The 26,543-nt window shown below is 48.5% G+C and carries 21 protein-coding genes; 11 read left to right on the top strand and 10 right to left on the bottom strand.

Annotated elements, in window-relative coordinates:
* Positions 1-23 precede the first annotated feature (23 nt).
* From RIG68_RS27215 to RIG68_RS27205, 3 genes are all read right to left on the bottom strand, one after another.
* On the bottom strand, positions 24-911 hold the full coding sequence (locus RIG68_RS27215) for a dienelactone hydrolase family protein (protein WP_350129952.1): 888 nt from the start codon (positions 909-911) through the stop codon (positions 24-26).
* A 214-nt stretch (positions 912-1,125) separates the two neighbouring features.
* Positions 1,126-3,558: a TonB-dependent receptor gene (locus RIG68_RS27210; protein ID WP_350129949.1), complete on the bottom strand. Its 2,433-nt coding sequence runs from the start codon at positions 3,556-3,558 to the stop codon at positions 1,126-1,128.
* Positions 3,559-3,672: 114 nt separating this feature from the next.
* Positions 3,673-4,542, bottom strand: a complete 870-nt coding sequence (locus tag RIG68_RS27205) for a dienelactone hydrolase family protein (RefSeq protein ID WP_350129946.1) — start codon at positions 4,540-4,542, stop codon at positions 3,673-3,675.
* 393 nt (positions 4,543-4,935) lie between these two features.
* Between RIG68_RS27205 and RIG68_RS27200 the strand changes: the two genes are divergently transcribed.
* The 8 genes from RIG68_RS27200 (at position 4,936) to RIG68_RS27165 (ending at position 17,289) form a co-directional block, all read left to right on the top strand.
* Positions 4,936-7,773 carry a PQQ-dependent sugar dehydrogenase gene (locus RIG68_RS27200; protein ID WP_350129943.1) on the top strand — a complete coding sequence of 946 codons (2,838 nt, stop codon included), beginning with the start codon at positions 4,936-4,938 and terminating at the stop codon, positions 7,771-7,773.
* A 137-nt stretch (positions 7,774-7,910) separates the two neighbouring features.
* Complete coding sequence (locus tag RIG68_RS27195) at positions 7,911-8,777, top strand: alpha/beta hydrolase (RefSeq protein WP_350129941.1); 867 nt, start codon at positions 7,911-7,913, stop codon at positions 8,775-8,777.
* A 5-nt stretch (positions 8,778-8,782) separates the two neighbouring features.
* On the top strand, positions 8,783-10,318 hold the full coding sequence (locus tag RIG68_RS27190) for a carboxylesterase/lipase family protein (RefSeq protein ID WP_502880713.1): 1,536 nt from the start codon (positions 8,783-8,785) through the stop codon (positions 10,316-10,318).
* Positions 10,319-10,321: 3 nt separating this feature from the next.
* Positions 10,322-11,611, top strand: a complete 1,290-nt coding sequence (locus tag RIG68_RS27185) for a CitMHS family transporter (protein ID WP_350129938.1) — start codon at positions 10,322-10,324, stop codon at positions 11,609-11,611.
* Positions 11,612-11,614: 3 nt separating this feature from the next.
* On the top strand, positions 11,615-12,937 hold the full coding sequence (locus tag RIG68_RS27180) for an acyclic terpene utilization AtuA family protein (RefSeq protein ID WP_350129935.1): 1,323 nt from the start codon (positions 11,615-11,617) through the stop codon (positions 12,935-12,937).
* Positions 12,934-13,233, top strand: coding sequence for an AtuA-related protein (locus tag RIG68_RS27175; protein WP_350129934.1), 300 nt, complete (start codon positions 12,934-12,936; stop codon positions 13,231-13,233). Before RIG68_RS27180 ends, RIG68_RS27175 begins: the two co-directional genes overlap by 4 nt.
* Positions 13,234-13,323: 90 nt before the next feature.
* Positions 13,324-15,498 carry an NHL repeat-containing protein gene (locus RIG68_RS27170; RefSeq protein ID WP_350129931.1) on the top strand — a complete coding sequence of 725 codons (2,175 nt, stop codon included), beginning with the start codon at positions 13,324-13,326 and terminating at the stop codon, positions 15,496-15,498.
* 114 nt (positions 15,499-15,612) lie between these two features.
* Positions 15,613-17,289 (top strand): carboxylesterase/lipase family protein, encoded by a 1,677-nt coding sequence (locus tag RIG68_RS27165; RefSeq protein ID WP_350129928.1) that lies wholly within the window; start codon positions 15,613-15,615, stop codon positions 17,287-17,289.
* Positions 17,290-17,358: 69 nt separating this feature from the next.
* On the opposite strand, the gene RIG68_RS27160 is transcribed toward RIG68_RS27165, so the two are convergent.
* Positions 17,359-20,238, bottom strand: a complete 2,880-nt coding sequence (locus RIG68_RS27160; protein ID WP_350129926.1) for a calcium-translocating P-type ATPase, PMCA-type — start codon at positions 20,236-20,238, stop codon at positions 17,359-17,361.
* Between the two features lie 202 nt (positions 20,239-20,440).
* Complete coding sequence (locus RIG68_RS27155) at positions 20,441-21,274, bottom strand: aldo/keto reductase (RefSeq protein ID WP_350129924.1); 834 nt, start codon at positions 21,272-21,274, stop codon at positions 20,441-20,443.
* A gap of 366 nt (positions 21,275-21,640) precedes the next feature.
* Here RIG68_RS27155 and RIG68_RS27150 point away from each other — a divergent pair, with 366 nt between their 5' ends.
* Both RIG68_RS27150 and RIG68_RS27145 read left to right on the top strand, forming a co-directional pair.
* Entirely contained in the window at positions 21,641-22,510 is an 870-nt protein-coding gene (locus RIG68_RS27150) for a DUF72 domain-containing protein (RefSeq protein ID WP_350129921.1), read from the top strand.
* Between the two features lie 7 nt (positions 22,511-22,517).
* Positions 22,518-23,723 (top strand): hypothetical protein, encoded by a 1,206-nt coding sequence (locus tag RIG68_RS27145; protein WP_350129918.1) that lies wholly within the window; start codon positions 22,518-22,520, stop codon positions 23,721-23,723.
* A 5-nt stretch (positions 23,724-23,728) separates the two neighbouring features.
* Here the strand turns inward: RIG68_RS27145 and RIG68_RS27140 are convergent, their stop codons facing one another.
* From RIG68_RS27140 to RIG68_RS27120, 5 genes are all read right to left on the bottom strand, one after another.
* On the bottom strand, positions 23,729-23,920 hold the full coding sequence (locus tag RIG68_RS27140; RefSeq protein ID WP_350129915.1) for a type II toxin-antitoxin system HicA family toxin: 192 nt from the start codon (positions 23,918-23,920) through the stop codon (positions 23,729-23,731).
* Complete coding sequence (locus RIG68_RS27135; RefSeq protein ID WP_350129912.1) at positions 23,913-24,140, bottom strand: type II toxin-antitoxin system HicB family antitoxin; 228 nt, start codon at positions 24,138-24,140, stop codon at positions 23,913-23,915. The genes RIG68_RS27140 and RIG68_RS27135 overlap by 8 nt, the downstream gene beginning before the upstream one ends.
* 67 nt (positions 24,141-24,207) lie before the next feature.
* Positions 24,208-24,615, bottom strand: a complete 408-nt coding sequence (locus RIG68_RS27130) for a GNAT family N-acetyltransferase (protein WP_350129909.1) — start codon at positions 24,613-24,615, stop codon at positions 24,208-24,210.
* Positions 24,616-24,921 (bottom strand): hypothetical protein, encoded by a 306-nt coding sequence (locus tag RIG68_RS27125; protein WP_350129906.1) that lies wholly within the window; start codon positions 24,919-24,921, stop codon positions 24,616-24,618. It lies immediately after the preceding gene.
* A gap of 108 nt (positions 24,922-25,029) precedes the next feature.
* The gene (locus RIG68_RS27120) at positions 25,030-25,851 is read right to left on the bottom strand and encodes a DUF2911 domain-containing protein (protein WP_350129903.1); all 822 of its coding nucleotides are present in this window, start codon (positions 25,849-25,851) and stop codon (positions 25,030-25,032) included.
* Between the two features lie 89 nt (positions 25,852-25,940).
* On the opposite strand from RIG68_RS27120, the gene RIG68_RS27115 reads away from it, so the two are divergent.
* A complete protein-coding gene (locus RIG68_RS27115; protein ID WP_350129900.1) occupies positions 25,941-26,543 on the top strand; it encodes a DNA-3-methyladenine glycosylase in 603 nt (200 codons plus the stop codon).

The raw sequence follows: 26,543 nt of genomic DNA, 5'->3' as shown, positions 1-26,543 counted from the left end.
TGTCTGCGGCCTTCCGTCTTCTCTCACCCCAACTTCTTCTTAAAAAACTCCACCGTCCGTCCCCAGGCCAGCACAGCGGCCTCCTTGTCATACCTCGGTGTTGAGTCGTTGTGGAAGCCGTGGTTCACATCAGGGTATATGTATACCTGGTAGTCCACTTTGTTGGCTTTCAAGGCTGTTTCGTAAGCAGGCCAGCCTTCATTCACTCGGGTATCTAAACCTGCATATTGTATAAGCATAGACGCTTTGATCTGCGCTGTTTCTTCCGCAGTTGGTTGTCCGCCGTAGAAAGGCACAGAAGCATTTAGTGTCGGAATCTTCACGGCCATCATGTTAGAAATCCAGCCACCGAAGCAAAAGCCCACCACGCCGATTTTGCCATTGCACTCAGGGTGACTTTTCAGGTAATCATAGGCACCGACAAAGTCTTCCAGCATTTCGTCACGATCTCTTTTGCGCTGAAGTTCTCTGCCATCGTCATCGTTGCCTGGGTAGCCACCCAAAGGAAAGAGCGCATCAGGAGAAATAGAGACAAAGCCTTCCAGTGCCGCCCTGCGGCCTACATCCGCAATGTGAGGATTGAGCCCCCTGTTTTCGTGTACTACTACAATGCCAGGAAGTTTGCCTTTAGCCTTTACAGGCCTCGAAAGCTGCCCCTGCATTTTACCGGCTCCTTTGGGGGAATCGTAGCCCACGGTTTCTGTCTTCAACCTTGGGTCATCGACAGGCACCTGTAGGGTTTGCTGGTACTTGGGCATCAAAAAGTTGAGCATGGCAGGCACCGTTAGGCCGCCCACTGCATAGAAGGATATTTTCTCGACAAATTCCCTGCGGTCGATCTTGTTGTGCACATAGTAGTCGTACAAGTCAAATACTTCCTGCTTGATGTCTTCCTTTTTTATTTCGTTCATGTTTGTAGTTGTAGGTGAATGGTAGACAATATAAGGTTTATTGGGCTTTGATCATAGAAGCTGGCGAGTGAAGACACCCACCAGAACAGTGCTATCGCCTTTGTGCGCCAAATCTGGTGCCCATGGTCTTCTGTAATTTAAATATATGCAAACGCTATGACCGAGAAGGGTAAGCCAACCAACTACCGATTACTACTTACCTGCTACTACTGCATCACCCCTCATCAATCACGTATTTCCTCCTGGCCGACTTCGACTGCCTGATGCGGTAGTTCAGGGTCAGGTTCACCTGCCTTCTCCGGAACTGGCTGCTTCCCTCGGTGAAGAAGTTGGGGCCCTCGGTAGTGTAACGACTTACCCGGCTGTTGAACACGTCCATGATATTGAGGTTCAGCGTGCCGTTGCCTTTCAGCACTTCCTTGGCGAACGACAGGTCGATATACGCCAGGGCTTTGCGAGTGCCTTGTGTTGTTTTTTGTGGTGCTTCAAAGTTGCCTCTTAGCTGTATGTCGAGGTTGCCAGGCAAGGTGAAACGGGAGGTTTGGCGGGCAAACCAACTGTAGGTGGTGGGTTTGTAGGTATCAATGATGTTGGTGCCGTCAATTTCAGCGTGAAAGAAGTTGAAGTTGAGATCCAGCTTCCACCAGTCGTACGGGTTGTAGTCGCTGGTAAACTCAAGGCCGAACGACTTTTGGCCGATGAGGTTTTGGGGCAGCGTCCGGGCATTCCCCTGATCGTCCACCACCCTGATGCGGTCTATCGTCTCTTTGGAGTCTCTATAGTAAAACGAAGACGTTAAGGAGCCTTTTTCAAAATACTTCAGGTGCCCTATCTCGTAGGCATCGGTATATTCAGGATCCAGATCGGGGTTGCCACTAAAGAAGTTCCTGCCATCGGCCAGGGTCACAAAAGGGCTCAGGTCATTATAAAAAGGTCGCCTGATCCGGCGGCTATAGCTCAACTGAAACGAGTTTTGGTTGGCAACTGTATAAGTAAGGTGAGCACTAGGGAAGAAGTTGAGGTAGTCTCTTGGGTTTTGTTCGTTAGTTTCCACCAGCCTCGTTCTCACATCAGTATACTCTACCCTAAGCCCGGCCTGGTAGGTGAACTTATTGCTCTTGTTACCGAGAATGGCGTAGGCTGCCTGGATATTCTCATCGTACAAAAAGATGTTTTTCAGATCAGGATCCACAGTTTCGACACCAGCCTCGTCCACGTTGGTCACCACATAATTGTTTTCCATGTTCCGGAGGCTGCTCCTAAGCCCCGTTTCGAACTTACCTTCCTTGCCAATAGGCTTGGTATAGTCAAGCTGAAGCAGGTATTGCTTTTCAAACTCATCGTTCAACGCATGTTGTTTCTGGTTTGAGCCATCTATGGCGACGTTATTCTCGTCGTAAGATCGCTGCGTAAAAATTTGATCCGATCTTTCCCAGTAGTCGATGTACTTTAGGGTAGTGAGTAGCTTGTGACCTTTTTCCTCGAAAGATTTTTCCCAGGTGAGCGTAGTCTCTGAGTTGGGTTCCGCTTCGTTTTCATTTTGCCGGCGAGCCGTGTAGCCAAGGTAATTGTTTTCGTCATTGAGATAATCCCTGTAGGTGAGGTCAGTTATTCGATTGCCATCGCTACGTGTAAACAGATACGACGCCGTAAGGATGCTTTTTTCACTAAAGAAAAAGTCGAGCCCACCCTGAATATTATTATTGAATCCCTTCAGGTGGCCATCTCTGTCCTGTCTTGAAATGAAGGTGGTGTCGCCTGAATAGACCTCCTGATAGAGAGAGGCCACATTGGGCTGCTTGCGCCAGGCAATGCCGTAGTTAACAAACCAATTGATTTTTTTGTGGCGATAGTTCAGGTTGGCAGCACCTCCAAAGTTGTAAGGATAGCCCGTGATTCCCTGAAAGGAGCCGTTGAAACCCTGGTTGCGATCTTTCTTTAGCACGATGTTGATAATGCCAGCCATGCCCTCTGCCTGGTACCTGGCCGAAGGGTTGGTAATGATCTCCACTTTGTCGACCATGCTGGCCTGCATCTGCTGCAAACCGCTGGCACCTTTGAGGCTCACCAGTCCGGAAGGTTTGCCATCAATCAATATCATCACATTGTCGCTGCCCCGCAGCTTTACGTTGCCCTCAGGGTCGACGGCAATAGAGGGGATATTGGTCAGCAGGTCAGAAGCCGTTCCTCCGGCATTGGCCAGGTCTTGCCCCACGTTAAAGATCTTTTTATCGAGCGAAAGCTCCATGGTACTTTTCTCAGCCCTTACTTCCACTTCTTCCAGGGTGCTGGACGAAGCACTGAGCTGCACGGTGCCGATGTCGGTATTAGATGATGCCTGGAAACTCCCGGTGCGATGCGCTTCGTACCCCATGAACTCCACAAGAGCGTAGTAGCTACCCGACGGCACCTCGACAACAAAATTCCCTTTGTCGTCAGTTACATTTCCCCCAACAAACTGATCGTCCGGCCCAAAGAGGCGGATGGAAGCAAAACTCATCGCTTCCCCCGATTGGCTGTCGACTACCTTTCCCTTGATATTCACTTTCTTTCCACCCTGGGCAAAAAGTGTACTTGTTGAAAGAGCTAGCAGAAAAAACAGACTAAAAATTGGGCGATAGTAAAATGCAGAAGAATTATAATTCATGAGCTGAAAATGGTAGTCGGCGGTGTGTAGTAATGATTGTTAGACGGTAATTTTCTACCAAAAGAACGAGTAAAGTCCAGGCCAGAGATCAAAGCTCCGGCCCGGCAACGATGATTATATTTTGAATCTTTCTTTCAGGTAACTAATGGCTTTTTCGTAGGCCTGTTTCGACGATTCTTCGTCGTACTTCGGATTGCTCGGGTTGGCAAAACCATGAACGCCCGGGTATATTTTATACATCAGGGTTTTGTTGGCAGCCTTCATATTGGCGGCAAACTCTTCAACCACTTCTTTAGAAATTCTCTCCTCGGTGGCAAATACGCCGAGCACGTCTCCGCTGAGCTGCTTCAGCTTTTCCACATCCCTCACAGGCATTCCATAGTACATAACGGTGCCAACGGTTTGCTTGCCTCCAAGCAGTCCTGACCGGAGCGACCAGCCGCCACCAAAGCACCAGCCGACATTGGCAATTTTAGCTTTGGGCCCCACATAGGCCAGGCCACCTTTGATGATGGCTTCCAGGCGAGCTTCCTGAGCGCCTTGCACCAGCTTGCCTGCTTCGGCGGGCACATCGGTCACCTTGCCGTCATAAAGATCAAGCGCAAGCACATTCACGTCTCCGTTCAGGTCGTTGTAAAACGTATCCGATTGTCTGCGGATGTAGTCGTTCAGGCCCCACCACTCCTGATAAACAAAAAGCCATTTGTCAGACTTCTTCTTTGCTTTCACAAGGTAGCCCGTTGCGTCTGTGCCATCAGGTGCTTTGAAAGTCACTTTCTCTCCCATGGCGTCGTATTGAAGGGAGAGTGGAGCAGGGTGCAAGGCAACGAAAGCCGGATCGGTGGCAAAAGAAGCCATGCTATCGTCCGATGAAGCGGTATAGCACAACGTAATTGGCTTCTCTGTCTTCGTTTCAACAGGCGCAAACAAGTAACTGATGAGACTAGTAATTGCGATACTCGTGGTAAATAAAAGCTTCACCATGGGGAAATCGTTTAAGTAGTTTGGGGTTGCGTCGTCGTGGTGGCCCAACGCCTGGTGCACACTGCGCAATTATCATAAAGATCGGATTTGAAATGGTGGTTTTGACTAATTTTTACACGAACCGTTGTAAAAAGTTGTCATCATCAGGAAGAGTGACGGCGTCTATTGTGACGTTTTGACACAAAGAATTACTTTTACCAAAACTAAGTCGACGTCAAAATCCGATAGTTTATCCTGATATTCTACCGGATTTTCTATTCTTCTTAGACTTTCATTTCTCTTTTCATGACCTTTCCATCATAAAGTTCTGCCGGATCATGATAGGCAACTGTCGCATCAGTGTTTATACAGTCGGCGGAACTGACAATAAATAAAACAATATACCTCGTTTACATGGCGCTTACTTTAAAAACAACAAGCCGGTCAGCTTTGGCCTGGGTGGCTGCAATCCTGGTGCTTGTGCAATCGTGCAAGCAAACAGAAACCCAAAACACCAACGAACCACCTGAAGACAACCGCTTTACCAAAGTGGTGCTGACGGAAGGGATGGATGAACCAATGGAAATGACCTTCCTTCCCAACAGCCGTGTGCTGTTTGTGGAAAGAAAAGGGGGTGTGAAAATATTGGATGAAAACACCGGTGAAGTAACCCTGGTGGCAACCCTTCCGGTGAACACAAAATACACCAACAAGGAAGGAAGAGTTAGGGAGGCTGAGGAAGGCCTGATGGGCGTAATAGCTCACCCCAACTACAAAGAAAATTCCTGGATTTACATGTATTATGCCGATCCCGACACGCCGAAACACGTGCTGGCCCGCTGGGAACTGAGAGGCGACTCGCTTTACGCATCAACCAAAAAGGTGGTGCTTGAAGTGCCTACCCAAAGAGAGGAATGCTGCCACACCGGCGGTGGGATGGTTTTCGACAAGGAGGGGAACCTCTTTCTGACCGTCGGAAACAACACGGTGAACCCAAGAACGGGGTCTTCCAATCTTGACGAACGCCCCGGCATGGAAAGCTCAGATGATCAGCGTGCACCGGGAAACACCAACGACCTTAGAGGCAAAATCCTTCGCATTCATCCCGAAGCCGACGGAAGTTATACAATTCCTGAAGGCAACCTGTTTCCTCCGGGTACAGAAAAAACCAGGCCGGAGATATACACCATGGGCCACAGAAACCCGTGGAGACCGACTTTGGACAGCAAAACAGGCTACCTTTACTGGGGAGAAGTTGGGCCGGATGCCTCTGTGGACTCCGTTTGGGGGCCAAAAGGCTACGATGAGTTCAACCAGGCCAAAGGCCCGGGCTTTTTTGGCTGGCCGTATTTTATTGCTAACAATAGGGCTTACAATCGCCATGATTTGGCGACTGACACTTACGGAGAGCCTTTTGATGTGAACCATCCTGTCAACGAGTCGGTAAACAATACGGGATTGAAAGAACTGCCTACGCCGGTGGTGCCGGCTTTCATCTACTACCCATACGGCCCGTCGGAGACATTCCCTTTGGTGGGAACAGCAGGGCGTAGTGCTACTGGTGGCCCTGTTTTCCGCAAAGCTGACTTTGCCGGTGCACCAAGGCCTTTCCCTTCTTACTTCGAAGGAAAATGGCTGATCGTAGAATTTATGCGTGGCTGGATCATGTCAGTAACCATGGATGAAAATGGCAACTACCAATCCATGGAGCGCTTCCTGCCCAACGAGAGCTTTGTCAGTGCCATCGATATGGACTTCGGCCCTAGCGGCGACCTTTATGTATTGGAGTATGGCAGTGCCTGGTTTAGGGGCAATTCCAACTCAAGAATCGTTAAAATCGAATACAATGCGGGCAACAGAAAGCCAATTGTGGCCGCCTCAATTGATAAAACTGCAGGCGCTGTACCTTTTACAGCTCAGCTGTCATCTGAAGGCACAACCGATTACGACGATTACGATCAGGGAAAATTGACCTATGAGTGGAAGGTAGTATCAGATGGCGGTGTCAATCAAACGCTGACCGACGCCAATCCTTCATTCGATTTTGAGCAAGCAGGGACTTATCAGGTGAGCCTGACTGTAACGGACACTAAAGGGGAGAAGAACAGGGGTTCGATGGAAGTAGTGGCAGGCAATGAGCCGCCAGCAGTATCCATCGACCTCCAAGCAGCCAACAAGAGCTTCTATTTCGGCGAGAAGTCACTCGCTTATGCCGTCACAGTTACCGACAAAGAAGATGGGAGCAGTGCCGACGGCACCATCAAGCCCAATGAAGTCGCCATTACATTTGACTACGTCCCTTCTGGTTACGACCCGATAGAAATGGCCTCAAAGCAGCGTGGCGCTGAGTCGATGGCCGCCTTGAACATTGGCAAGAACCTGATTGAAACCAGCGATTGTAAGTCGTGCCACCAGTACGAGCAAGCTTCTATTGGCCCTGCTTACAATGCCGTGGCCGCCAAATATCCTAAAACCGATGCCAATATCAATATGTTGGTAGGCAAGGTGATCAACGGCGGCAGTGGGGTGTGGGGCGAACATGCCATGAGTGCTCACCCACAGCTGAGCCAGGCTGATGCCAAAAGAATGGTGATGTTTATTCTGAATATGTTAGAGACCAAGCCAACGGTGGAATCGCTTCCGCTGGCAGGCACCGTTACCCCCAGCGTGCCGGAAGGTGAAGATGGACAGGGCGGATACTTGCTGAGAGCTTCCTATGCCGACAAAGGCGCAGGCACGGTAGGGCCACTTTCAGGTGATGACTTTGTAGCACTCAGAAACCCTTCATTGGATCCTCAGCTGGCAGAAATCAGAAAAGGGGTGAATTTGCTGACCACGCCAGGTACTACGTTCAACATGGTGGGTAGCGGTTCTTACATAGGCTACAAAGGCATCGATCTCACCGGCATCAAGCAGATTGATCTGTTTGTAGTGGCTTCTCCAAGGGTAAGTGCAGCCGGAGGTTATGTAGAAGTGCATCTTGACTCGCCAACCGGTGCGTTGTTAGGTACTACTAACACCGTAAGTCAGAAAAATGTTGGGTTTGGCAGACCTGCGGAAGGGGAAGACATGGTGACCTGGAGAAGAAAGAGAAACTCGCAGGCACAGGCAAAAATTCAGCCAACAGAAGGCAAACATGACGTTTATTTTGTCTTCAAAAGCGACAAAGCAACGTCTGATCAGGTATTGGTTCAGATCTCGGAAATTCTGTTTCTGAATGAAGAGGCTGAGCCTTTGAACGCAGGAATGTAAGTCCTTCGGCAAGCTTCTTTTTAAAAGCCTCAGTCCAGCCGGACTGAGGCTTTTTAGTTAAAGCATTCATTATGTTCCTTTGACACATTAAAAAATTAAGGTATGTTTAGTTACTTAAACTCTTAGACATTCATCCTATGTTCAGATTTGTTGTTTTGATTTTTTTGCTTAGTCCTTTACTTACAATTGCCGCTCAAGTAGACACCCTTGAGATTCCCAGTGCGGTGATGGGCAAGTCGTACAAAGCAGTTGTTGTGCTCCCGACATCCTACACTCAAAGCAAAGTTGCCTATCCCGTATTGTATCTTTTGCACGGAGGTTTTGGTCACTTCGATGACTGGATTTTAAAAACGCCCGAGAAGGGACTTGTACAACGCTTGGCTGACCAATATAATCTGATCATTGCGATGCCTGAAGGAGAGGCCTTTAGCTATTACCTCGACAGTAAAGTGATAAAGGATAGTCAGTTTGAGACGTATTTGACAAAGGAGGTGATAGAGAAAATAGACAAAACCTACCGGACGATAGCGAAAAAGGAAGGCCGTGTGATAACCGGTTTATCGATGGGCGGTTATGGAGCGCTTTACCTTTCATCGAGACACCCCGATTTATATTGTGCTGCCGGGAGTATGAGTGGAGCATTGAACCCCGACATGGGAGGCTGGAAGCTGCCACCGGAGCCTACCGAAGGGGTGAAAAAAGCATTTGCCGAGATTTTAGGGCCTTTGGAAGCCAATACCGAAGAATATATCAGTGCGTCGGTGCTTAGCTATGCCGACAAAATGAAAACAAACGGAGTGAGCCTTGTTTTTGATTGCGGCGTCGACGACTTTCTTATTGAGCCTAATCGGGAATTGCATCGCAGGCTTGTTTTCAACCAAACGCCACACGATTATTCTGAGAGGCCAGGTGGGCATTCCTGGGAATATTGGCAAAACTCACTTCCCTACCATGTGCTATTTTTCAGCAAGGTCTTGAAACAAAACGGTTCGTACGTCAAGTAAGTAATATGAAAAAGGTTTTTTATATCCTTTGTTCCCTGCTGTTTGGCTCGTCCATGCTAACAGCAAAACAGGTTGTTCAGATCAATTCAGGAAAAGTAGCTGGAATCGCTACATCCGATGGTCAAGTTGTCAGCTACAAAGGCATCCCTTTTGCTGCGCCGCCCGTCGTTGATTTGCGTTGGAAGGCTCCTCAGCCTGTAAAACCGTGGGAGGGAGTAAAAGAATGTACCTCGTTTGGCGCAAGTCCTATGCAAGGCAAGCCGGTGCCGTTCAGTATGTGGAGCAAAGAGTTCCTGATCCCTGATGAACCTATCGGTGAAGATTGTCTCTACCTCAACGTTTGGACTGCGGCCAAGTCCTCCAAAGAGAAACTACCAGTGTTGGTTTGGATTTACGGCGGAGGCTTCCAAAGCGGGGGCAGCGGCGTGCCTATTTACGACGGAGAAGCCATGGCCAGAAAAGGAATTGTGTTTGTTAGTATCAACTATCGTGTAGGCATTTTTGGTTTTCTTGCCCACCCCGAACTGACGAAGGAGTCGCCAAATAAAGCCTCCGGCAACTATGGACTGATGGATCAGGTAGCTGCTTTGAAGTGGGTGAAGGAGAATATTGCTGCGTTTGGGGGCGATCCTGCGAACGTGACCATAGCCGGCCAATCGGCCGGGTCTATGAGTGTCAACTGCATGGTGGCAACACCTCTCGCAAAGGGGCTGTTCACTAAGGCAATTGCCGAAAGCGGAGCCAATTTTGGCAGGAATCAGCCGAGCCTGGCGCCAGCGGAAGAGGCTGGAGTTGCCTTTGCGAAGTCTGTCGGCGCAGCGGGATTGGCAGACCTAAGGAAATTCTCGCCACAAGAGCTCATGAAGGGCCAGCTCGGGATCAGGGGCCCGATCATAGACGGCTACGTACTTCCTCAGCACATTGCCGATATTTTTGGCGTAGGTAAACAAAACCCCGTCGATTTGCTCACCGGTTGGAACCAGGACGAAGGCCTGCTTTTTGGGCCTGTAAAAAATGCAAGCGACTTCAAAGCACAAATCAGCCAACAGTATGGCGACAATGCCGGGAAAGTACTGACCTACTACCCGGCGTCTGATGATGCGGAGGCGTCCCAATCACAACTCAATCTTTCACGTGACATGATCTTTGGCTTCCAAAACTACGCATGGGCCAATGTACAGGCAAAACAAGGAAAAACTAAGGTGTATGTGTACCGGTTCACTCGAAAAGTGCCGGGCACCGGTGAGTATGCTAAATATGGTGCATTTCACACTGGGGAGGTACCCTATGCCTACGACAACCTGGAGTTTGTGGATCGTCCATGGGAGGCCGTAGACCGGGAGCTCGAAGCAACGATGTCCAGTTACTGGGCTAATTTTGTTAAAACCGGCAATCCCAATGGAAAGGACTTGCCTGAATGGCCCATTTACAAGCCGGACGCCAAACAAGTGATGCTATTGGGAACTAGAGTTGAAGCAAAACCGATCCCCGGCGGCGAAGCGTTGGATACGATGGCGGCCATTTTATCTGCAACTAAATAACCGATGCTGGCATTCCTCGGCCTTTTGACCATAGTGCTTTTGCTTTTTTTGGTGATGAGCAAGAAACTGTCTCCGGTGGTGGCACTCATCATTGTGCCTATTGCCACGGCGCTTATTGGCGGCTTTACTACTGAGATTGTCACCTACATCACAGATGGTGTCAAAACGATTTCTACCACAGCGGTGATGTTCATCTTTGCTATTTTGTTTTTCGGCATTCTGATGGACGCCGGCACTTTTGAACCGGTAATCAAACGGCTCTTGAAAGCCGCTGGTAACGATCCGGCACGGATTACGGTGGTGACTGCAGTCCTCGCCATGATCGTCCACCTCGACGGTTCGGGTGCAGTCACCTTTCTTGTGACAGTGCCTGCCATGTTGCCTCTTTATGACGCCATGGGCATGAAAAGAACGACGCTGGCCACGGTGGTTGCCCTGTCTGCTGGAACCATGAATATTTTACCCTGGGGAGGGCCGACCATCAGGGCTGCTTCAGCATTGGAAGTACAGGTGACAGAGTTATTCAATCCCATTTTAATTCCGGTCATTTGCGGATTGCTGGCTGTACTGGGAATTGCCTGGTATCTGGGAATGAAGGAGAGAAGCTGGGTGAATGAGCAAGGACAGGTCAGTGATTCGACGGTTGTGACCGAAAAGGACATCAGCCTCCATCGACCGAAATTAATCTGGCTGAATATGGCGTTGATCATCATTTCCATTACTACGCTCATTGCTGCCATTGCACCACCTCATATTATTTTCATGATCGCTTTTGTCATAGCCATCACGGTGAATTATCCCAACCTTAAGGAGCAAAGAGAGAGAATTGATGCCCATGCAAAAGCAGCTTTGTTAATGGCCAGCATTTTGTTTGCTGCCGGATGCTTTACCGGCATTTTGAAGGGGTCGGGCATGATAGAAGCCATGGCTGCAACAGCCGTCAATTATATTCCATCCGGTATAGGCAATCACCTGGCATTGATAACAGGGGTGGTCAGCATGCCTGCCAGTTTATTGTTCGACCCCGATTCCTTCTATTTCGGAGTGTTACCCCTGCTGGGAACCACCGCCGAGCATTTCAATGGTGAGGCCATCGAAGTAGCCAGGGCAGCCATTATGGGGCAAATGACTACCGGCTTTCCTGTAAGCCCGCTAACAGGCGCTACCTTTCTGTTGATTGGTCTCACAGGGGTGGACTTAGGTGACCATCAACGCAAAACCATTCCGTGGGCTTTTTTAGTCACAATGATTATGCTAACAATGTCTGTGCTCATTGGAGCCATAAGTTTTTAATCGATGAAGAAAAAGATAAGAATCGGTGGTGGAGCAGGGTTTTCTGGCGACAGGTTGGAACCGGCAGTTGTGCTGGCAGAAAAAGGCGAGCTCGACTATCTGGTATTGGAATGCCTGGCCGAGAGAACAATAGCGCTTGCTCAGAAGCGAAAACAAGCCGACCTTGCCAAAGGATATGACCCGCTGCTCGAGCGGAGGATGAGGTTGCTGCTGCCACATTTGGTTAAAAGCAAAGTAAGGTTGATCACAAATATGGGTGCAGCCAACCCGCTGGCTGCAGCCGACCGAGTGCTGGAAATAGCAAAGGAGCTCCACCTGTCAGTAAAGGTGGCAGCGGTAACTGGCGACGACGTTTTTGCGCAAATAGACCCGGGGCAGCGTGCCATGGAATCTGGGCGGCCTCTCACAGAATCCGGCTCTCTCATCTCAGCCAATGCTTATATGGGCATAGACGCCATCCTTCCTGCCTTGCAATCCGGTGCTGACATTATTATTACTGGCAGAGTGGCCGATCCATCGCTGTTTCTGGGGCCGATGGTGCATGAATTTGGCTGGAAAACGGACGATTATGACATATTAGGAAAAGGAACAGTAATTGGCCATCTGCTTGAGTGTGCAGGACAAATCACCGGGGGCTATTTTATGGATCCGGGTAAAAAAGATGTGCCCAATCCGGCCCACCTGGGCTTCCCGTTCGCTGATGTAGATGCTGATGGCTCAGCCACCATTAGTAAAGTGGAGGGTACTGGTGGTGCTGTTAATCTGATGACAGCCAAAGAGCAACTCCTCTACGAAGTGGTGAATCCTCATGGGTACTACACGCCAGATGTGATTGCCGACTTTACCAGCGTGAAGCTAAAGGAAATTGGTAAAAACAGGGTTCATGTTTCTGGTGGCGGTGGCATGGCAAAGCCTGCTACTTTTAAGGTGAGCGTAGGATACCAGGCATTTTGGCTGGGCGAGGGAGAAATTTCGTATGCTGGCACCAATGCGCATCAAAAGGCTAAGCTCGCAGGACAAATTGTAGAAGAGCGGCTAAAAGATCGAATGGACGATCTTAGAGTAGATATTGTCGGGTCGAATGCTATTTTTAGAGATGCTTTTGATCAACAGAATGAGCCGGCTGAAGTGAGATTAAGAGTGGCCGGCAAAGCACAAAAGATGGAAATAGCTGCACTGGTGGGTGAGGAGGTCGAGGCCTTGTACACTAATGGCCCGGCGGGAGGTGGTGGGGCCAGAAAATACGTCAATGAGATTGTGGGCATTGTGTCGGTTTTAATGGACAGAGGCCGGATTGTTCCACAGGTAACTGTAAAAGAAATATGAAATTATACGACATAGCGCACAGCCGGGCGGGTGACAAGGGAAATACTTCCACGCTTTCTCTGATACCCTACGACGAGACGGACTACCCGATGCTTTGCGAGAAAGTAACGGTGCAGGCGGTGAGCAAACATATGGAAGGGATTGTAAACGGTAAAATTATCCGGTATGAAATGCCCAACGTTTCGTCGTTGCTCTTTGTCTGCGAAAAGGCATTGCTCAGCGGTGTCACCACTTCTCTTGCACTTGATGCACATGGGAAGAGCCTCAGTAGTGCTTTGTTGGAAATGGAGATTTAAGTCTCATTTTCCGTTCTTCACAAATCAATTCAAACACTTTGCCCTTATTAGTCAGCTGGTTATCTTTAGTAAGTGCCAACCTACTTACTCATGAACCAGCTCAAAATCTCCCTCTGCGGCAAGAAGTCTGCTTACAGCACCATTGCCGTTCTATTCTTTCTTTCTGGAATTTACAGCGCCTGTCAGTCGGATAAAGTGGCGACTGGTGTCGACGCCGATGACATCGGCGGCATTGTTACAGGCCCCGGCGGGCCAGAGGCGGGCGTGTGGGTGATAGCAGAGACGTTTGATCTACCCACCCGCTTCGCCAAAATTGTTGTAACCGATGATCAGGGACGATACCTGATGCCTGACCTGCCCGACGCTAACTATTCCATTTGGGTAAGGGGCTATGGGCTTATAGATTCACCGAAAAAGGAGGGAAAGCCCGGTTCTTCAATTGATTTAGAGGCCGTCTCAGCGCCGGATGCCAAAGCTGCAGCTGCCTATTACCCGGGTGGCTATTGGTTTTCACTACTTCAACCGCCGGTAAAAAGTGAATTCCCTGGAACTGGCCCTGAAGGAAACGGCATAGCCAAAAGTATGCTCACACAAGCGCAGTACCTGGCAAGCGTCAAGTCGGGTACTTGCCTTGCATGCCATCAGTTGGGCAGCAAGGGCACCCGTGAAGTTCATCCGGATTTGGGGACTTTTCCGTCCTCAGTAGATGCCTGGGCGAGGCGATTGCGGTCAGGCCAGGCAGGATCCAGCATGGTTTCTTCCTATCATCGAATGGGGCCTGAAGGAACCCTAAAGATGTTCGCCGACTGGACAGACCGTATCGCTGCGGGCGAAGTGCCTGAAGCACCCGCACGTCCCCAAGGCATGGAGAGAAACGTGGTGATCAGCCAATGGGATTGGGCCGACCCCAAAGCCTACATGCATGACCTGGTGTCAACCGACAGGCGGGATCCGACGATCAACCCCAACGGAAAGCTTTACGGAGCCACCGAGTTGAGTACCGACTATTTGCCCGTACTTGATCCTATGACCAGCACAACCGGGCAGGTGCCTCTTACAGTAAGGGATCCAGAAACACAGTCTGTGTCGGGTGAAGTGCTGGAGCCATCGGTTTATTGGGGTGATGAAGCCATTTGGGACAGCAAAACCAACGTGCACAATCCTATGATGGACGAGTTGGGCAAAGTATGGATCACTGCCAATGTAGGGCTGCCGGAGAATCCTGATTTCTGCAAAGCGGGGTCGGATCACCCATCGGCCAGATTGTTTCCGGTGGATCGCTCTTACCGCCATCTTGGGTTGTATGATCCAGAGACTGAGAAATATACTACCATAAGGACTTGTTTCAGTACCCACCATTTGATGTTTGCCGAAGATGCCAACCACACACTATGGACGAGTGGAGGAGGTCAGGTGATAGGATGGTTAAATACAAAAAAATATCGTGAAACTGGAGATGAGGCGTCGTCGCAAGGTTGGACGGCACTCATTCTGGATACCAACGGCAATGGCAAGCGTGACAATTACGTAGAGCCGGATCAACTCGTTGACCCAAAAAAAGACAAGCGCATCACTAAAGGCCTCTATGCTGTGTCTCCAGCCCCTGACGGATCGGTTTGGGGCTCTTCGCTTGGATACCCCGGGGCAGTAGTACGCCTTGATCCGGGCACCAACCCGCCGGAAACAGCATTGGTGGAATACTATGAGCTACCTCTGAAAGAGTCGGGAGAACCTGTAGAAGGCTTTTCGCCCCGAGGTATGGATGTTGATAGGAATGGAGTAGCCTGGGTAGCATTGGCCAGCGGTCACCTTGCTAGCTTTGACCGCCGTAAATGCCAGGCACCGCTCAATGGCCCGGAGGCAACCGGTCAGCATTGCGCCGAAGGGTGGACTTTTTACACTGAACCATTACCTCAATTCTCAAACATAGATGCATCAGGAAGTGCAGAAGCCAGCTACTACACCTGGGTGGATCAGTTCAACACACTGGGGATGGGAGAAAATATACCTATCAATACGGGCAATGAGTCAGAGGCCTTGTTAGCACTGAAAGATGGTGAGTTTGTGCGTTTGAGGGTTCCATATCCACTGGGCTTTTTTACCAAATGGATGGACGGCAGAATCGACGACCCCGAAGCTGGGTGGAAAGGAAGAGGAGTGTGGGCTACCATCAGTACCCGAACGCCTTTTCATATGGAAGGCGGCAAGGGCACCACCAGCAAGGTGTTCAAGTTTCAAATGCGGCCGGATCCATTGGCAAAGTAAAAGTATCAGCAGATACCTCCTTTTCCATTTATGTAATACGTCAGTTCGACACATTGAACAATCATCCGGATTAGGTAACTTAATGAGCAAAGTAAACGAAAAGACATACCTACTATGAACACCAAAAGAAGAGACTTTATCCAAAAAATGGGGCTTGGAACAGCTAGCTTAGGCTTAGCTGCAGCTATGCCCCTTACTTCCTGTAATGCCAATGCCAATAAGGCAACGGCTGAGGAGCCAAAAAACGACGAACAATTTTTATTTATCGGCGACGATATTGCGGTAGCCAATACCACATCAGGAAAAGTAAGAGGCTATATACTGAATGGCGTCTATACCTACCTGGGTGTGCCTTACGGAGCAGATACGGCTGGCAAAAACCGTTTTATGCCACCGCAGAAACCTGAACCCTGGACGGACGTGAAACCAACGATTTGGTGGGGTAATACCGCTCCTCAAATCATGAACAATCGCTACGCCAACGTGCACTACTCGTTTGCCGATCATTGGAACTACGACGATGTCAGCGAGGACTGCCTGCGCCTCAATGTGTGGACGCCAGCCACTGACGCCAAAAAGCGTCCTGTGATGGTGTGGCTGCATGGCGGCGGCTTTACCAACGGCAATGGTATCGAACAGGATGGTTATCACGGAGAAAACTTCAGCAAAAAAGGAGACGTCGTATTTGTATCCATCAACCACCGCCTGGGGCCCATTGGGTTTACCGACTTCTCGGGTGTAGGTGGAGAGAAATATGCTTCTTCCGGCAATGTGGGCATGTTGGATATCATCGCTTCTCTGGAATGGGTACGAGACAATATTGCTAACTTTGGAGGCGATCCTGGCAATGTTACCATCATGGGGCAGTCGGGCGGTGGTGCCAAGGTCACGGGTGTCATGGCCATGCCGGCCGCTCAGCCACTGGTGCACAAAGGAGTGGCGCTGAGTGGGTCCATGCTCAAAGGTGTTGACCAAAGCTATTCCCGGAAGTTGGGCGAGTATGTAATGAAGGAGGCTGGGCTCACACCCGCCACACTTGACAAGATACAGGAAATTCCGTGGCGAGAATACCTGGACATTGCCAACAGGGCCATGGACAAAGCCAGAAAAGACAACCTGAATTCCGGAAGCGGCAGAGGGGGCTTCGGTCCTGTGGCTGATGGTGTTCATCTGCCAGCCGATGAGTTTTTCAGCGACCCCAACGGAGCGGCCGCCAACATGCCTTTGATGGTATGCACTACTTTTCATGAGTGGTCACCTACCCGCACAAGTCCTGAGCTTGAAGCGATTGATTTTGCCGGGGTAGTTGAAAAGCTAAAGCCACGATTTGGTGATGATGCCGAAAAAGTAGTCAACGCCTACAAGGCGAATTTTCCGGAGGCAAAACCGGCTGAAGTATGGGCACTTGCTGTTTCCAACCGGCAGGGAGCCATCAACACGTCCAATGCCAAGGCTGGCCAGCAGGCGCCTGTCTACCTGGCCTGGTTTGGCTGGGAGCCCCAACTGTACGATGGCCGCATGAGGGCCTTCCACTGTATCGACATTTGTTTCTGGTACGCCAATACTGACAGAATGTATACACATACCGGAGGTGGCAGCAGGCCAAGGAAGCTGTCGGAGAAGATGTCGGCTTCATTGCTCTCGTTCATGCGCACCGGCGATCCTAATGCTGGAGCCTTGCCGACTTGGGCTGCCTACAGCAAAGAGAATGGAGAAACGATGGTGCTTAACGACACCTGTGAATTGAAAAACGACCCAGACAGAGCCGCCAGAGAAGCCTTACCCGCCTAAGAATTTATTGTGTTAGAGTATGATGAAAAAAAGCCGGTGAAATCCGGCTTTTTTTATGTACCCCGAAACTTACTTTTTGATAAGCCTGGATATTTCTCCTATCCAGAGCACTGGTGAGGTAGCAGCTATGATGATTCCCCAGTCCTTCAGCGAGATAGGTACCGTTCTGAAGACTTCTCCGCCAAACTCGACGATCATAAACTGCCCCACGACGATCAGAATACCCACGATGATAAAGCCAACCCCTTTATCCAACTCATGGAAGGCAGATTTGCCAGTTGCATACGCCTTAGCGTTGAACAGGTTCCAGAATTGCAGCATCACAAACACAGTGAAGAAAACAGACAAGTGGTAGGCGCTGATTTCACCATCTGTTTTGGTAAAGTAGAAAAGCATTCCTACTAACAGCACGACAAACGAGAACCCCACGAACAATATGTTTTTGCTCATGACAGGTGTAATGATAAAATCATCCGGATGGCGGGGCTTACTCTTCATCACATTGTGATCGGGTGGGAGCGAGGCCAGGGCTGCTGCGGCAAAGGTGTCCATGATCAGGTTGACCCAAAGCATTTGGGTGACGGTAAGCGGCAACTCAAAGCCCATGAGTGAGCCGAGAAACACAATTGATAGGGCAGCTACGTTGATGGTAAGCTGAAACAGGATAAACCGTTGAATATTCTGATAAAGGGATCGGCCCCACATAACCGCTGTGGCGATGCTGTTGAATGAGTCGTCGAGCAGTGTAATATCGCTGGCCTCCTTAGCGACGGAGGTGCCTGATCCCATAGAAAGCCCTACATGGGCATAGTTCAATGCAGGGGCATCGTTCGTGCCATCGCCGGTAACAGCCACCACTGAGCCAGTTTGTTGCAGCAACTGCACCAGCCTTTGCTTATCAGAAGGCCTTGCACGGCACATGATTTTCAGCGCTTGTACTCTTTTAAGTGCCTCTTCGTCGCTCAGGGCAGCGAATTCTAAACCAGTGATTATTTGAAGATCGGTATCGCCGTCGTTCCAGACTCCGATCTGCTTGCCAATTTCTTTGGCAGTTCCGGGGGTGTCACCGGTAACTATCTTTACATCAATGCCTGCATTGTGGCAATCTTTCACAGCACTGGGTACCTCTTCCCGCACCGGGTCGGAAATGGCCACAATACCGAGGAATGTCAAGTCGAAGTCAGCCAGGTCTTTGATACTGGCTGGCGTTTCATCCTCTATTATTTTGTAGGCAAAGCCCAGTGTTCGCATCGCCTTGCCCTGATACTCAATAAGCTTATTGTCTACATCACTCTTTACTTCTTTGATTAGCCTTGGCGTGGCATCAGAGGCTACATCTTTGCATTTGGACATCACAATTTCCGGAGCCCCTTTCACATACAGCACCTTTTTTCCAAGAGTAGGCGACTCAACGAGCGTAGCCATGTACTTGCGTTCTGTAGAAAACGTCAATTGTTCGATGACTTCAGCCTTTTCTCTTAGTTCAAGGTAGTCGATATCATTTTTGTGCAACCAGAAAAGCAGCGCTGCTTCCGTGGGGTTGCCAAGTGACTTGCTCTTGTCAGGGTTAGAGTGGTCGAGATGGGCGGTTGTGTTGGCAGAAATACTTTCTTTAATCAGATTGGCTGCGTTACTATTTTCCTTTGGTTGTTGGTCTCTTAAGCCAAAGAAATCAGTTTGGTAAATGGTCATCTGATTTTGCGTGAGCGTACCTGTTTTATCAGTGCAAATGACTGTGGTGGCCCCCATAGTTTCGGTGGCGTGCATTTTCCGCACCAGGTTGTTGGTTTTCAGCATGCGCCGCATGCTCATGGCAAGGCTTAGCGTAACGCTCATTGGAAGACCTTCAGGAACTGCCACGACTATAAGTGTAACTGCCACCATGAAATGCTGTAGAATGATTTTCGCCAGGTCGATCGAGGCCCATGAATCAGCGCTGGTTACATCTAATCCGGCAGCGAAACCAATACCGAGCAGAATCGCAAAAGTCACCAGGCCATAAGCCAGCCAACGAAACCAGCTTCCGTTCTCAACGCTGTTCGGCACTTCTTTGTCATAGCCCATCAGCTGAATACCATCGTACACAATAGGTAGCCAAACTTTCACCAAAATCACCATTATCGCTATAATGACGATTCCTGCTGATCCAAGCTGTACCAACGGAACCTCGGTAGCTCCAAAAAACATGTCCTTGGCGAAAAGAACAGAAAAGGTAAGCACCGCCAGAATAAACCCAACTACTCCAATGAGCTTGGCCAGCCGATCCAGCTGTTTGTTCAAAGGAGTGTCTTCCTTCGTCATTTCGGTGGCTTTCTTGGCTACCTGACCAAACTCTGTGGCGTCTCCTACTTTTTTAACCTCCACCGTGGCGTGCCCGTCAATGACCTTGGTGCCCCTCATCACCCAATTGGATGGATAAGTGGAATCCGAGTGAAAGTGAGCTGGATTGGTTGTTTTGTCTATGAGTGGCTCGCCGGTAAGCGTCGACTCATCTATTTGGAGTGAAACGGCTTCCAGCAATTCTCCATCGGCGGGAACTTCCTCTCCGGTTTCCAGCACGATGATATCGCCAACGACGACGTCTGTCTTGGGCACCTCCCCAATTTTACCATTTCTAATGACCTTGATCAGCTCCTGATCGTTGACCTTGTTGAGGATGTCAAACTTTTTGTTGGCGTCCATTTCGAACCAAAAAGCGACTCCGGTAGCCAGAAATATCGCACAGAAAATGCCTATCGTTTCAGCGTAGTCGTTATGAACAACAGAAATAATGAGGGATAGGAAGGCGGCAATGAGGAGTATTCTAATGATGGGATCCTCAAACTTCTCCAAAAAAAGCTTCCACAGCGGATCCCTTTCAGGCGGAGTCAGTAAGTTATTGCCATACTTTTTCCTGCTTTCCTGAACTTGTTCGTCCGTCAGGCCGACGAAATGCTTCTTGTTCTCCATAGTATAACATTACAAATGTTAGCGCCTATGGTTCACACATCAAACCATGGTATAATGATCAAAGGGTAGTCTACACTCCGTAAATTTCAACATATTTTTTCAAACAGGCATCATTGGATTTTAAGAGAGTTCTTCGTAAAAGAATATTTGCCAGTGGAAAAATACACGATTGGAGGTGATCTTTTGAGAACAGGGAAACTTGTCAGAAGCTAAAGTTGTCGGGATCGGCGCCAACCCGATGATGCATATCCAAGTGGTCTATAACGACCATATCTTCCGGGCCTATGTTAAAGTCAAAAATGGCTGCATTTTCGCTAATTCTTGCCGGGGTTACACTTTTGGGGATGGTGGCCACACCCTTTTGAAGATTCCACCTCAAAACCACCTGAGCTATGGTTTTATTGTATTTCTCTGCCAGTTGCTTAAGGGCGTCAATTTTGAACACGCCCCCTTGCATCAACGGACTCCACGCCTCCACTTGAATATTTTTGTCCGCACAAAAGTCAAGAAGATTCTGCTGAACCAGATGTGGATGAAATTCGATTTGATTAACAGCAGGAACAGTTGATGAGCTGGTCATCAGGTCTTCGAGGTGGTGTTGGAGAAAATTGCTCACGCCAATGGAACGTATATAGCCCTCGTTCAGTAATTTTTCGAGCGCTCTCCAGGTTTCCTTGTACTTTCCTTTGACAGGCCAGTGGATCAGAAAAAGATCAACATAATCAAGCCCTAATCTCTTGATCGAGTGGTCAAACGCTTTCAGCGTAGGTTCATAACCCTGTTCACTGTTCCATACCTTACTGGTAACAAATATGTCTTTTCTGGGGATGCCTAATGCTCTTACAGCATCGCCAACCCCACGCTCATTTCCATAGAGCGCAGCAGTGTCTATGAGCCGGTACCCAGCCTCTACTGCATGATTTATGGAGTCAACTACCTCTTTCCCGTCTTTGGTTTTAAACACACCAAGGCCGAAGTAGGGCATTTGGATGCCATTGTTCAGCTTAACAGTGCCTCTTATATCTGTGATTGTCATCGACGTTTATTGAAGGTTCATTTTTGGATGGCAACAGCCAAATTGCCTCAAAAGTTACCAAAGAGGGGGTTATTATGCTAATGAGATGGATCGAAGTGCTGTGCCATACGTCTTTCAGACCTGAAAAACCCACAGACAAACTGCCTGCGGGTTTTGATTAACAAATGAAATATATGGACTTGAATGTAAGAGGATATTGCACTACCAATCGTCCTGTACAAGTATCGGCAATTCTCCTCGCTGCAACTATCGATTTGAAGCGGACTGTTACGATGTTGTAGTAAGCTGTATAATCAATTGACTGAAATACTTCCTTTGAAAATGAAGAGTTGCGTATATTGGATGCTCAATTAAACGTTCAAATAAATGAAATTCGGTTCCGTTCCTGACCCCGGTATTATTGACTTTACAATTCCCTCTGATCATCCTGATACTGCTAAAGTGCTCTCCAAAGGAAACGGCAGTTTTGAGGCCTTTGTAGGTTGTGCGAAGTGGAACAAGACTGATTTGAAAAACTTCTATCCAAAAGGTACAAAAGACGAGCTGAGCTATTACAGCACACAGTTTAATAGTATAGAGCTGAATGCTACTTTTTATAACTCTCCAAAAAAGGATCAGGTGCTGAAGTGGAAGGAGAAAACGCCTGATGACTTTAAGTTCTTCCCCAAGCTTACGAACTCCATCAGCCATTTTAAGAGATTGATAGATACGAAACAGGTAGTGGATGAGTATTGTGATGCCATCAGTGGCCTGGAAGAAAAGCTCGGAATGGTATTTTTGCAAATGCACGACAACTTCAAACCAAAGGATTTCGACAGGGTCATCAAGTTCATCGATGAGTTTCCGAAAGTGATTCCGCTGGCTATTGAAGTGCGCAACGAAGACTGGTTTACCGACTCTGCTTCAGCTGAAAAATTCTACCAGTTGCTGGAAGACAAGGGGGTAGCCAATGTGCTGGTGGATACCGCCGGAAGAAGAGATATGATGCACATGCGACTAACTACCCCCCATGCATTTGTTCGCTATGTGGGCGCCAATCATCCCACTGATTACCCGAGGCTTGATGACTGGCTCGTGCGGATAAAGGCTTGGAAGGAGCAAGGGTTGGAAAAGCTTTACTTCTTTATCCATCAAAATATTGAATTGGAGTCACCTTTGCTGTCTGCTTATTTTATCAAGAAGATGAATGAGCAATTGGGAACAAGCTTGACGGTGCCGAAAACGTTGAACGACTAGCTGCCAGTTGCCTTCTACACAGACTTCTCCTATTTACCTGATCGATGACGGCCCTTCCATAGGTGTCGCCAGGAAGCCTTTGTTATTTTGGGGAAACTATGTGGCAGTCAGACATGAGGATGGGCTCGAAGCCTTTCCCTCCGGACATTTTGTGAACAATCCGGTCAAGCTAAACGAAAGTGAGGAGCCCGATGCATCAACCCGCTCAGCGCCCAAATGGCTGGTTGAGCTTTTTATCCGGGCAGTGAAATCTCCGTCAAAAGCAGGAGCTAGCTTTGAAGTAGAGGTGCTCAAGCACGTCTCAAAACCGGTGATCCTTGTCAATTGCCTTGACGGCTGTTATGGCCATTGCCTGTACAAGCTGGCTTATGTGCTAGAGCTCGAAAATAATCCAGAAAAAGACACCGTAGTAATTATTCATCCGGCGTTCAGGCACCTTGTCCCCGATTCAGTGTCTGAAATATGGTTGGTTAGAGCACCGTTTAATGTGCTGGATTTCAAAATCGGAGGCTTTCATGAATTTGTGACAAGCCAGCTTGAACGGTTACAAACGTTTGAGCTAGCGCACGTGCGGATGGATCTGCCGCTGGAAGAGTTCGATTTCACTCGACTTACCAAAATACAGCCTTTTGACTTCAAGGCATTGAAGACCAGGCCTTTCAGGGTGACGTTGATCCTTCGTGAGGACAGGTTTTGGCTTCGAAGCCGTTTCGACTCGTTTTTTTATCTGGCCTGCATCAAATTTGGCTGGCTTCGTAAGATGAAGTGGTATTTTGCTCTGAGACAAAAAAGTTATCTAAGGTCGTTTGTAAAGAAGCTTCGAAGGCAGCTTGATGTAGAAGTACAGGCAATTGGCATTGGAAGGACTCTTTCATTGCCTTATTTGAGAGATGAGAGACTGGACTATGCCGAGTTTGCCGCACAGGAAGAAAGATGGTTGAGAGTGTATGCGGCTTCCCATGTTTGTATTGGCGTGCATGGCAGCAACATGCTATTGCCCAGCTACCTGGCAGGTTCCTGTGTTAGTTTGTTACCCGATTTTAAGATTTCCAATTTCAGTGAAGAGTTGATTCCAAAACCAGGGCCAGCACAGCGGAATATGCATGTCAACAGAACATTGCCATTGAACACTTCACCAACTCAACTGATGGCCCATACTGTCGGTATTATTAATGGCTGGAGGCATGGGGAGAAAAGGGGTGTTCAAATTTAAAACCTCTATTTTTGGAGCCCGGCTTGCTTCAAAATAGAATTGAAAGTGCCTTTGGGTAAGTCTTTTTTGGGATGCGGAACAACCACACGTCTTCCCTCTCTATTCTTGTAGATATGGTGGCTACCTTTTACTCTATCGAGAGTAAAGCCGACTTCAAGTAGCTTTTTTATAATGCCATTTGAGCTGTAATCAGGCATGCTCTATCTGGAGAGTATATTCTAGGAAATTATCTGATGGGATCGGTGTACCATCAGCCTCCAATGACTCTATATAGAGCTCTATCGCCTCTCTGGCATTTTTTTTTGCTTCATCGAGGGTTTCACCATAAGTTATACAACCTTCGAGACTTGGGACAAGTACCGTAAACCCACCTTCCGGCTCCTCTCTCAGTAAAATTCGATAATTAAGCACTTTCATTATTTTTTTGCTTTGCTTTCTACAATATAGTATCAATTAATTCAAAAAAGACATAAAGCCGGGCACCCTAAGCAAACACTTTCTCCATCACCACAAACTCGATGCCGCCCTTCGTAGAGGTAGCGTTCGTTTTCAGAAATCCGAACCTTTCATAGTATCCGGCTTTCTCTGTTCTGGCATTGCACCAAATGGATGATACACGAAGACCTTTGGTTTCCTTCAAAAGGTAGTTGAGCAGGAAAGTGCCATAGCCTCTTCCCTGATGTTCAACTTCGGTAGCGAACTTCCTGAACTGTGCTTTGCCATCTTTGAGGAAGAGTGAAACGATGGATACCAACTCATCGTCAACAAAAAGACCATAATGGATGCCTTCGTGGTCTTCATCCACTTTCACAAAGTCAAAGGGTTGGTCGGGCCACATTACCCTGTGCCGGACTGGCCATGTGTCTTCAGCTTTGATCTTTCTTATTTCCAATCAGCAATTGTCTTTGTGGGTATTCAGACAGACATTGGAGTAACCATCGTAGATATGGAAAGACGGCCCTGGCTTACCGTAAAGAGTGACGATCTTATCCAACCGCACCTTATGACCCTTGGAAGTGAGCAGGAATTCGCCTTCGGGTGTCTCAATGATATCTGAAATTTTTCCTTCAGCCGTTTCCATTTCCGGTTCAGTAGTGAAGTAATATATCACGCCATCTTTTTCCTGCTTTCTTACTTCGTCCATCACCTCTCTGAAATCCCAGGGAACAGGTAGATAACTGTCTTTAGTCAGTGCCATAGTGTGTCATTTGATAATATGAAAGCAGTCTTTAAAGACTAAAAGTTCGATTGGCAGTGATTTTAAGGTCGCAAAGAGATCATTTGACATCCTTGCGACCTTTTTCAATTATTTCTTAGTCTGCCATTCGGCAATCGACTTGTCGTTGAGCCTTGGATAGTCAGCATTGCCAGCGACTTTTGATTTCTCAGTACTCACTTGTGCTGACGCAATAGCCTCTTTGTATTTGCCCAGGCCAGCGAGGATGAGCGCCTTGGTTCTGTGCTGCCAGAAAAACCCGTCGTTTACAGCGATGGCCTTATTAACCCACTCTAATGCTTTGTTCAGGTCTCGGCCAGTGTTGAGATAGTAGCTGGCGGCCTGGTAGTAAGAGTTGGCCAGGCTTGCTTCGGGATTTTTAGCAAAACTTTCAATTTGCGCCATTACCTGCTCGTCCGTCTTGAACGCCATCGGGATCGAGATCAGTGTCTTTTCCCAGAGAATTTGAAGGTCGGCTGAAGTCTCGGTGATCTTCTCAAACTGGATGCTCAATGTTTCCACGTGAGCAGGGTAGGCAACGGGCATTATTTTGAGACTCATCACCTTTTGGTCGTTTTGCGAGAACGTGACCGTCCATTCTGTTTTGCCAGGCACTGAGGAAATCACATAGCTTCCCGCTGCCAGTTCCTGTCCTCTGATCATTACTGGCTTGTCGAATGTAAGGGTAGTAGGTGAGTTGGCACCTGTTCTCCATTCAACACCATAGGGCAGCAAGTCGCCAAAAATCGCTCTCCCCCTGGCGCTTGGTCTTGAATACTCCAACGACAGATTCGTTAATCCTATTTGTTGGGTGATACTACAGGACGGGCTCGCCGCCGGCGTACTGATTTGTGCATGTGATGACAGTCCGGTAAAAATCAAAGCCACCGCAAGTGCGAAAATGTTTCTCATATTTTGATGAAGGTTTGTTTGAACGTTGTTTTGTATTGTCCAGCCGAAGTTATGGATTAATATTCAGCAGGTAAACAACAAGGATCGAAATGCCAGCGAAACCGCTCTCAAAAGACTTTTATGTGGGAAATGATGTGGTGCCCGTGGCGAAGAATTTGCTGGGAAGGGTCTTGTGCACTTTTTTTGATGGAGAATTGACTGCCGGAATGATTGTTGAAACAGAGGCCTACAGTGGTGTAAACGACATGGCCTGCCATGCCTGCCGGTTTGGAAAAACGAGCCGCACAGAAGTGATGTTTCAGGAAGGGGGAGTGGCCTACGTTTATCTTTGTTATGGAATCCACCACATGGTCAATGTGGTAACAAACGTTGAGGGCAATGCCGACGCTGTGTTGATCAGGGCAGTGGAGCCGCTCGAAGGTGCACAAAAAATGATGGAACGGCGGAGAAAGACGTCACTCAAGAGAATATCAGCTGGCCCCGGAACGGTAGGTGAGGCCCTTGGTATTAAAGTTGCGAACACAGGGGAGTCACTTTTAGGGCCTTCTATCTGGCTGGAAGAAAGAGGAATTGTCGTGACGGAGAAAGAAATAGTTGCCACGACCAGAATAGGGGTCGATTACGCCGGTGAAGATGCACTGAAACCGTGGCGCTTTTATATAAAGGATAACCCATTTATAAGCAGAAAATAG

Source organism: Imperialibacter sp. (assembly GCF_040222385.1).
In the GTDB taxonomy this organism is placed as follows: domain Bacteria; phylum Bacteroidota; class Bacteroidia; order Cytophagales; family Cyclobacteriaceae; genus Imperialibacter.
Note: the sequence above shows the minus strand (reverse complement) of the source record. Positions and strands in the feature narration are given on the sequence as shown.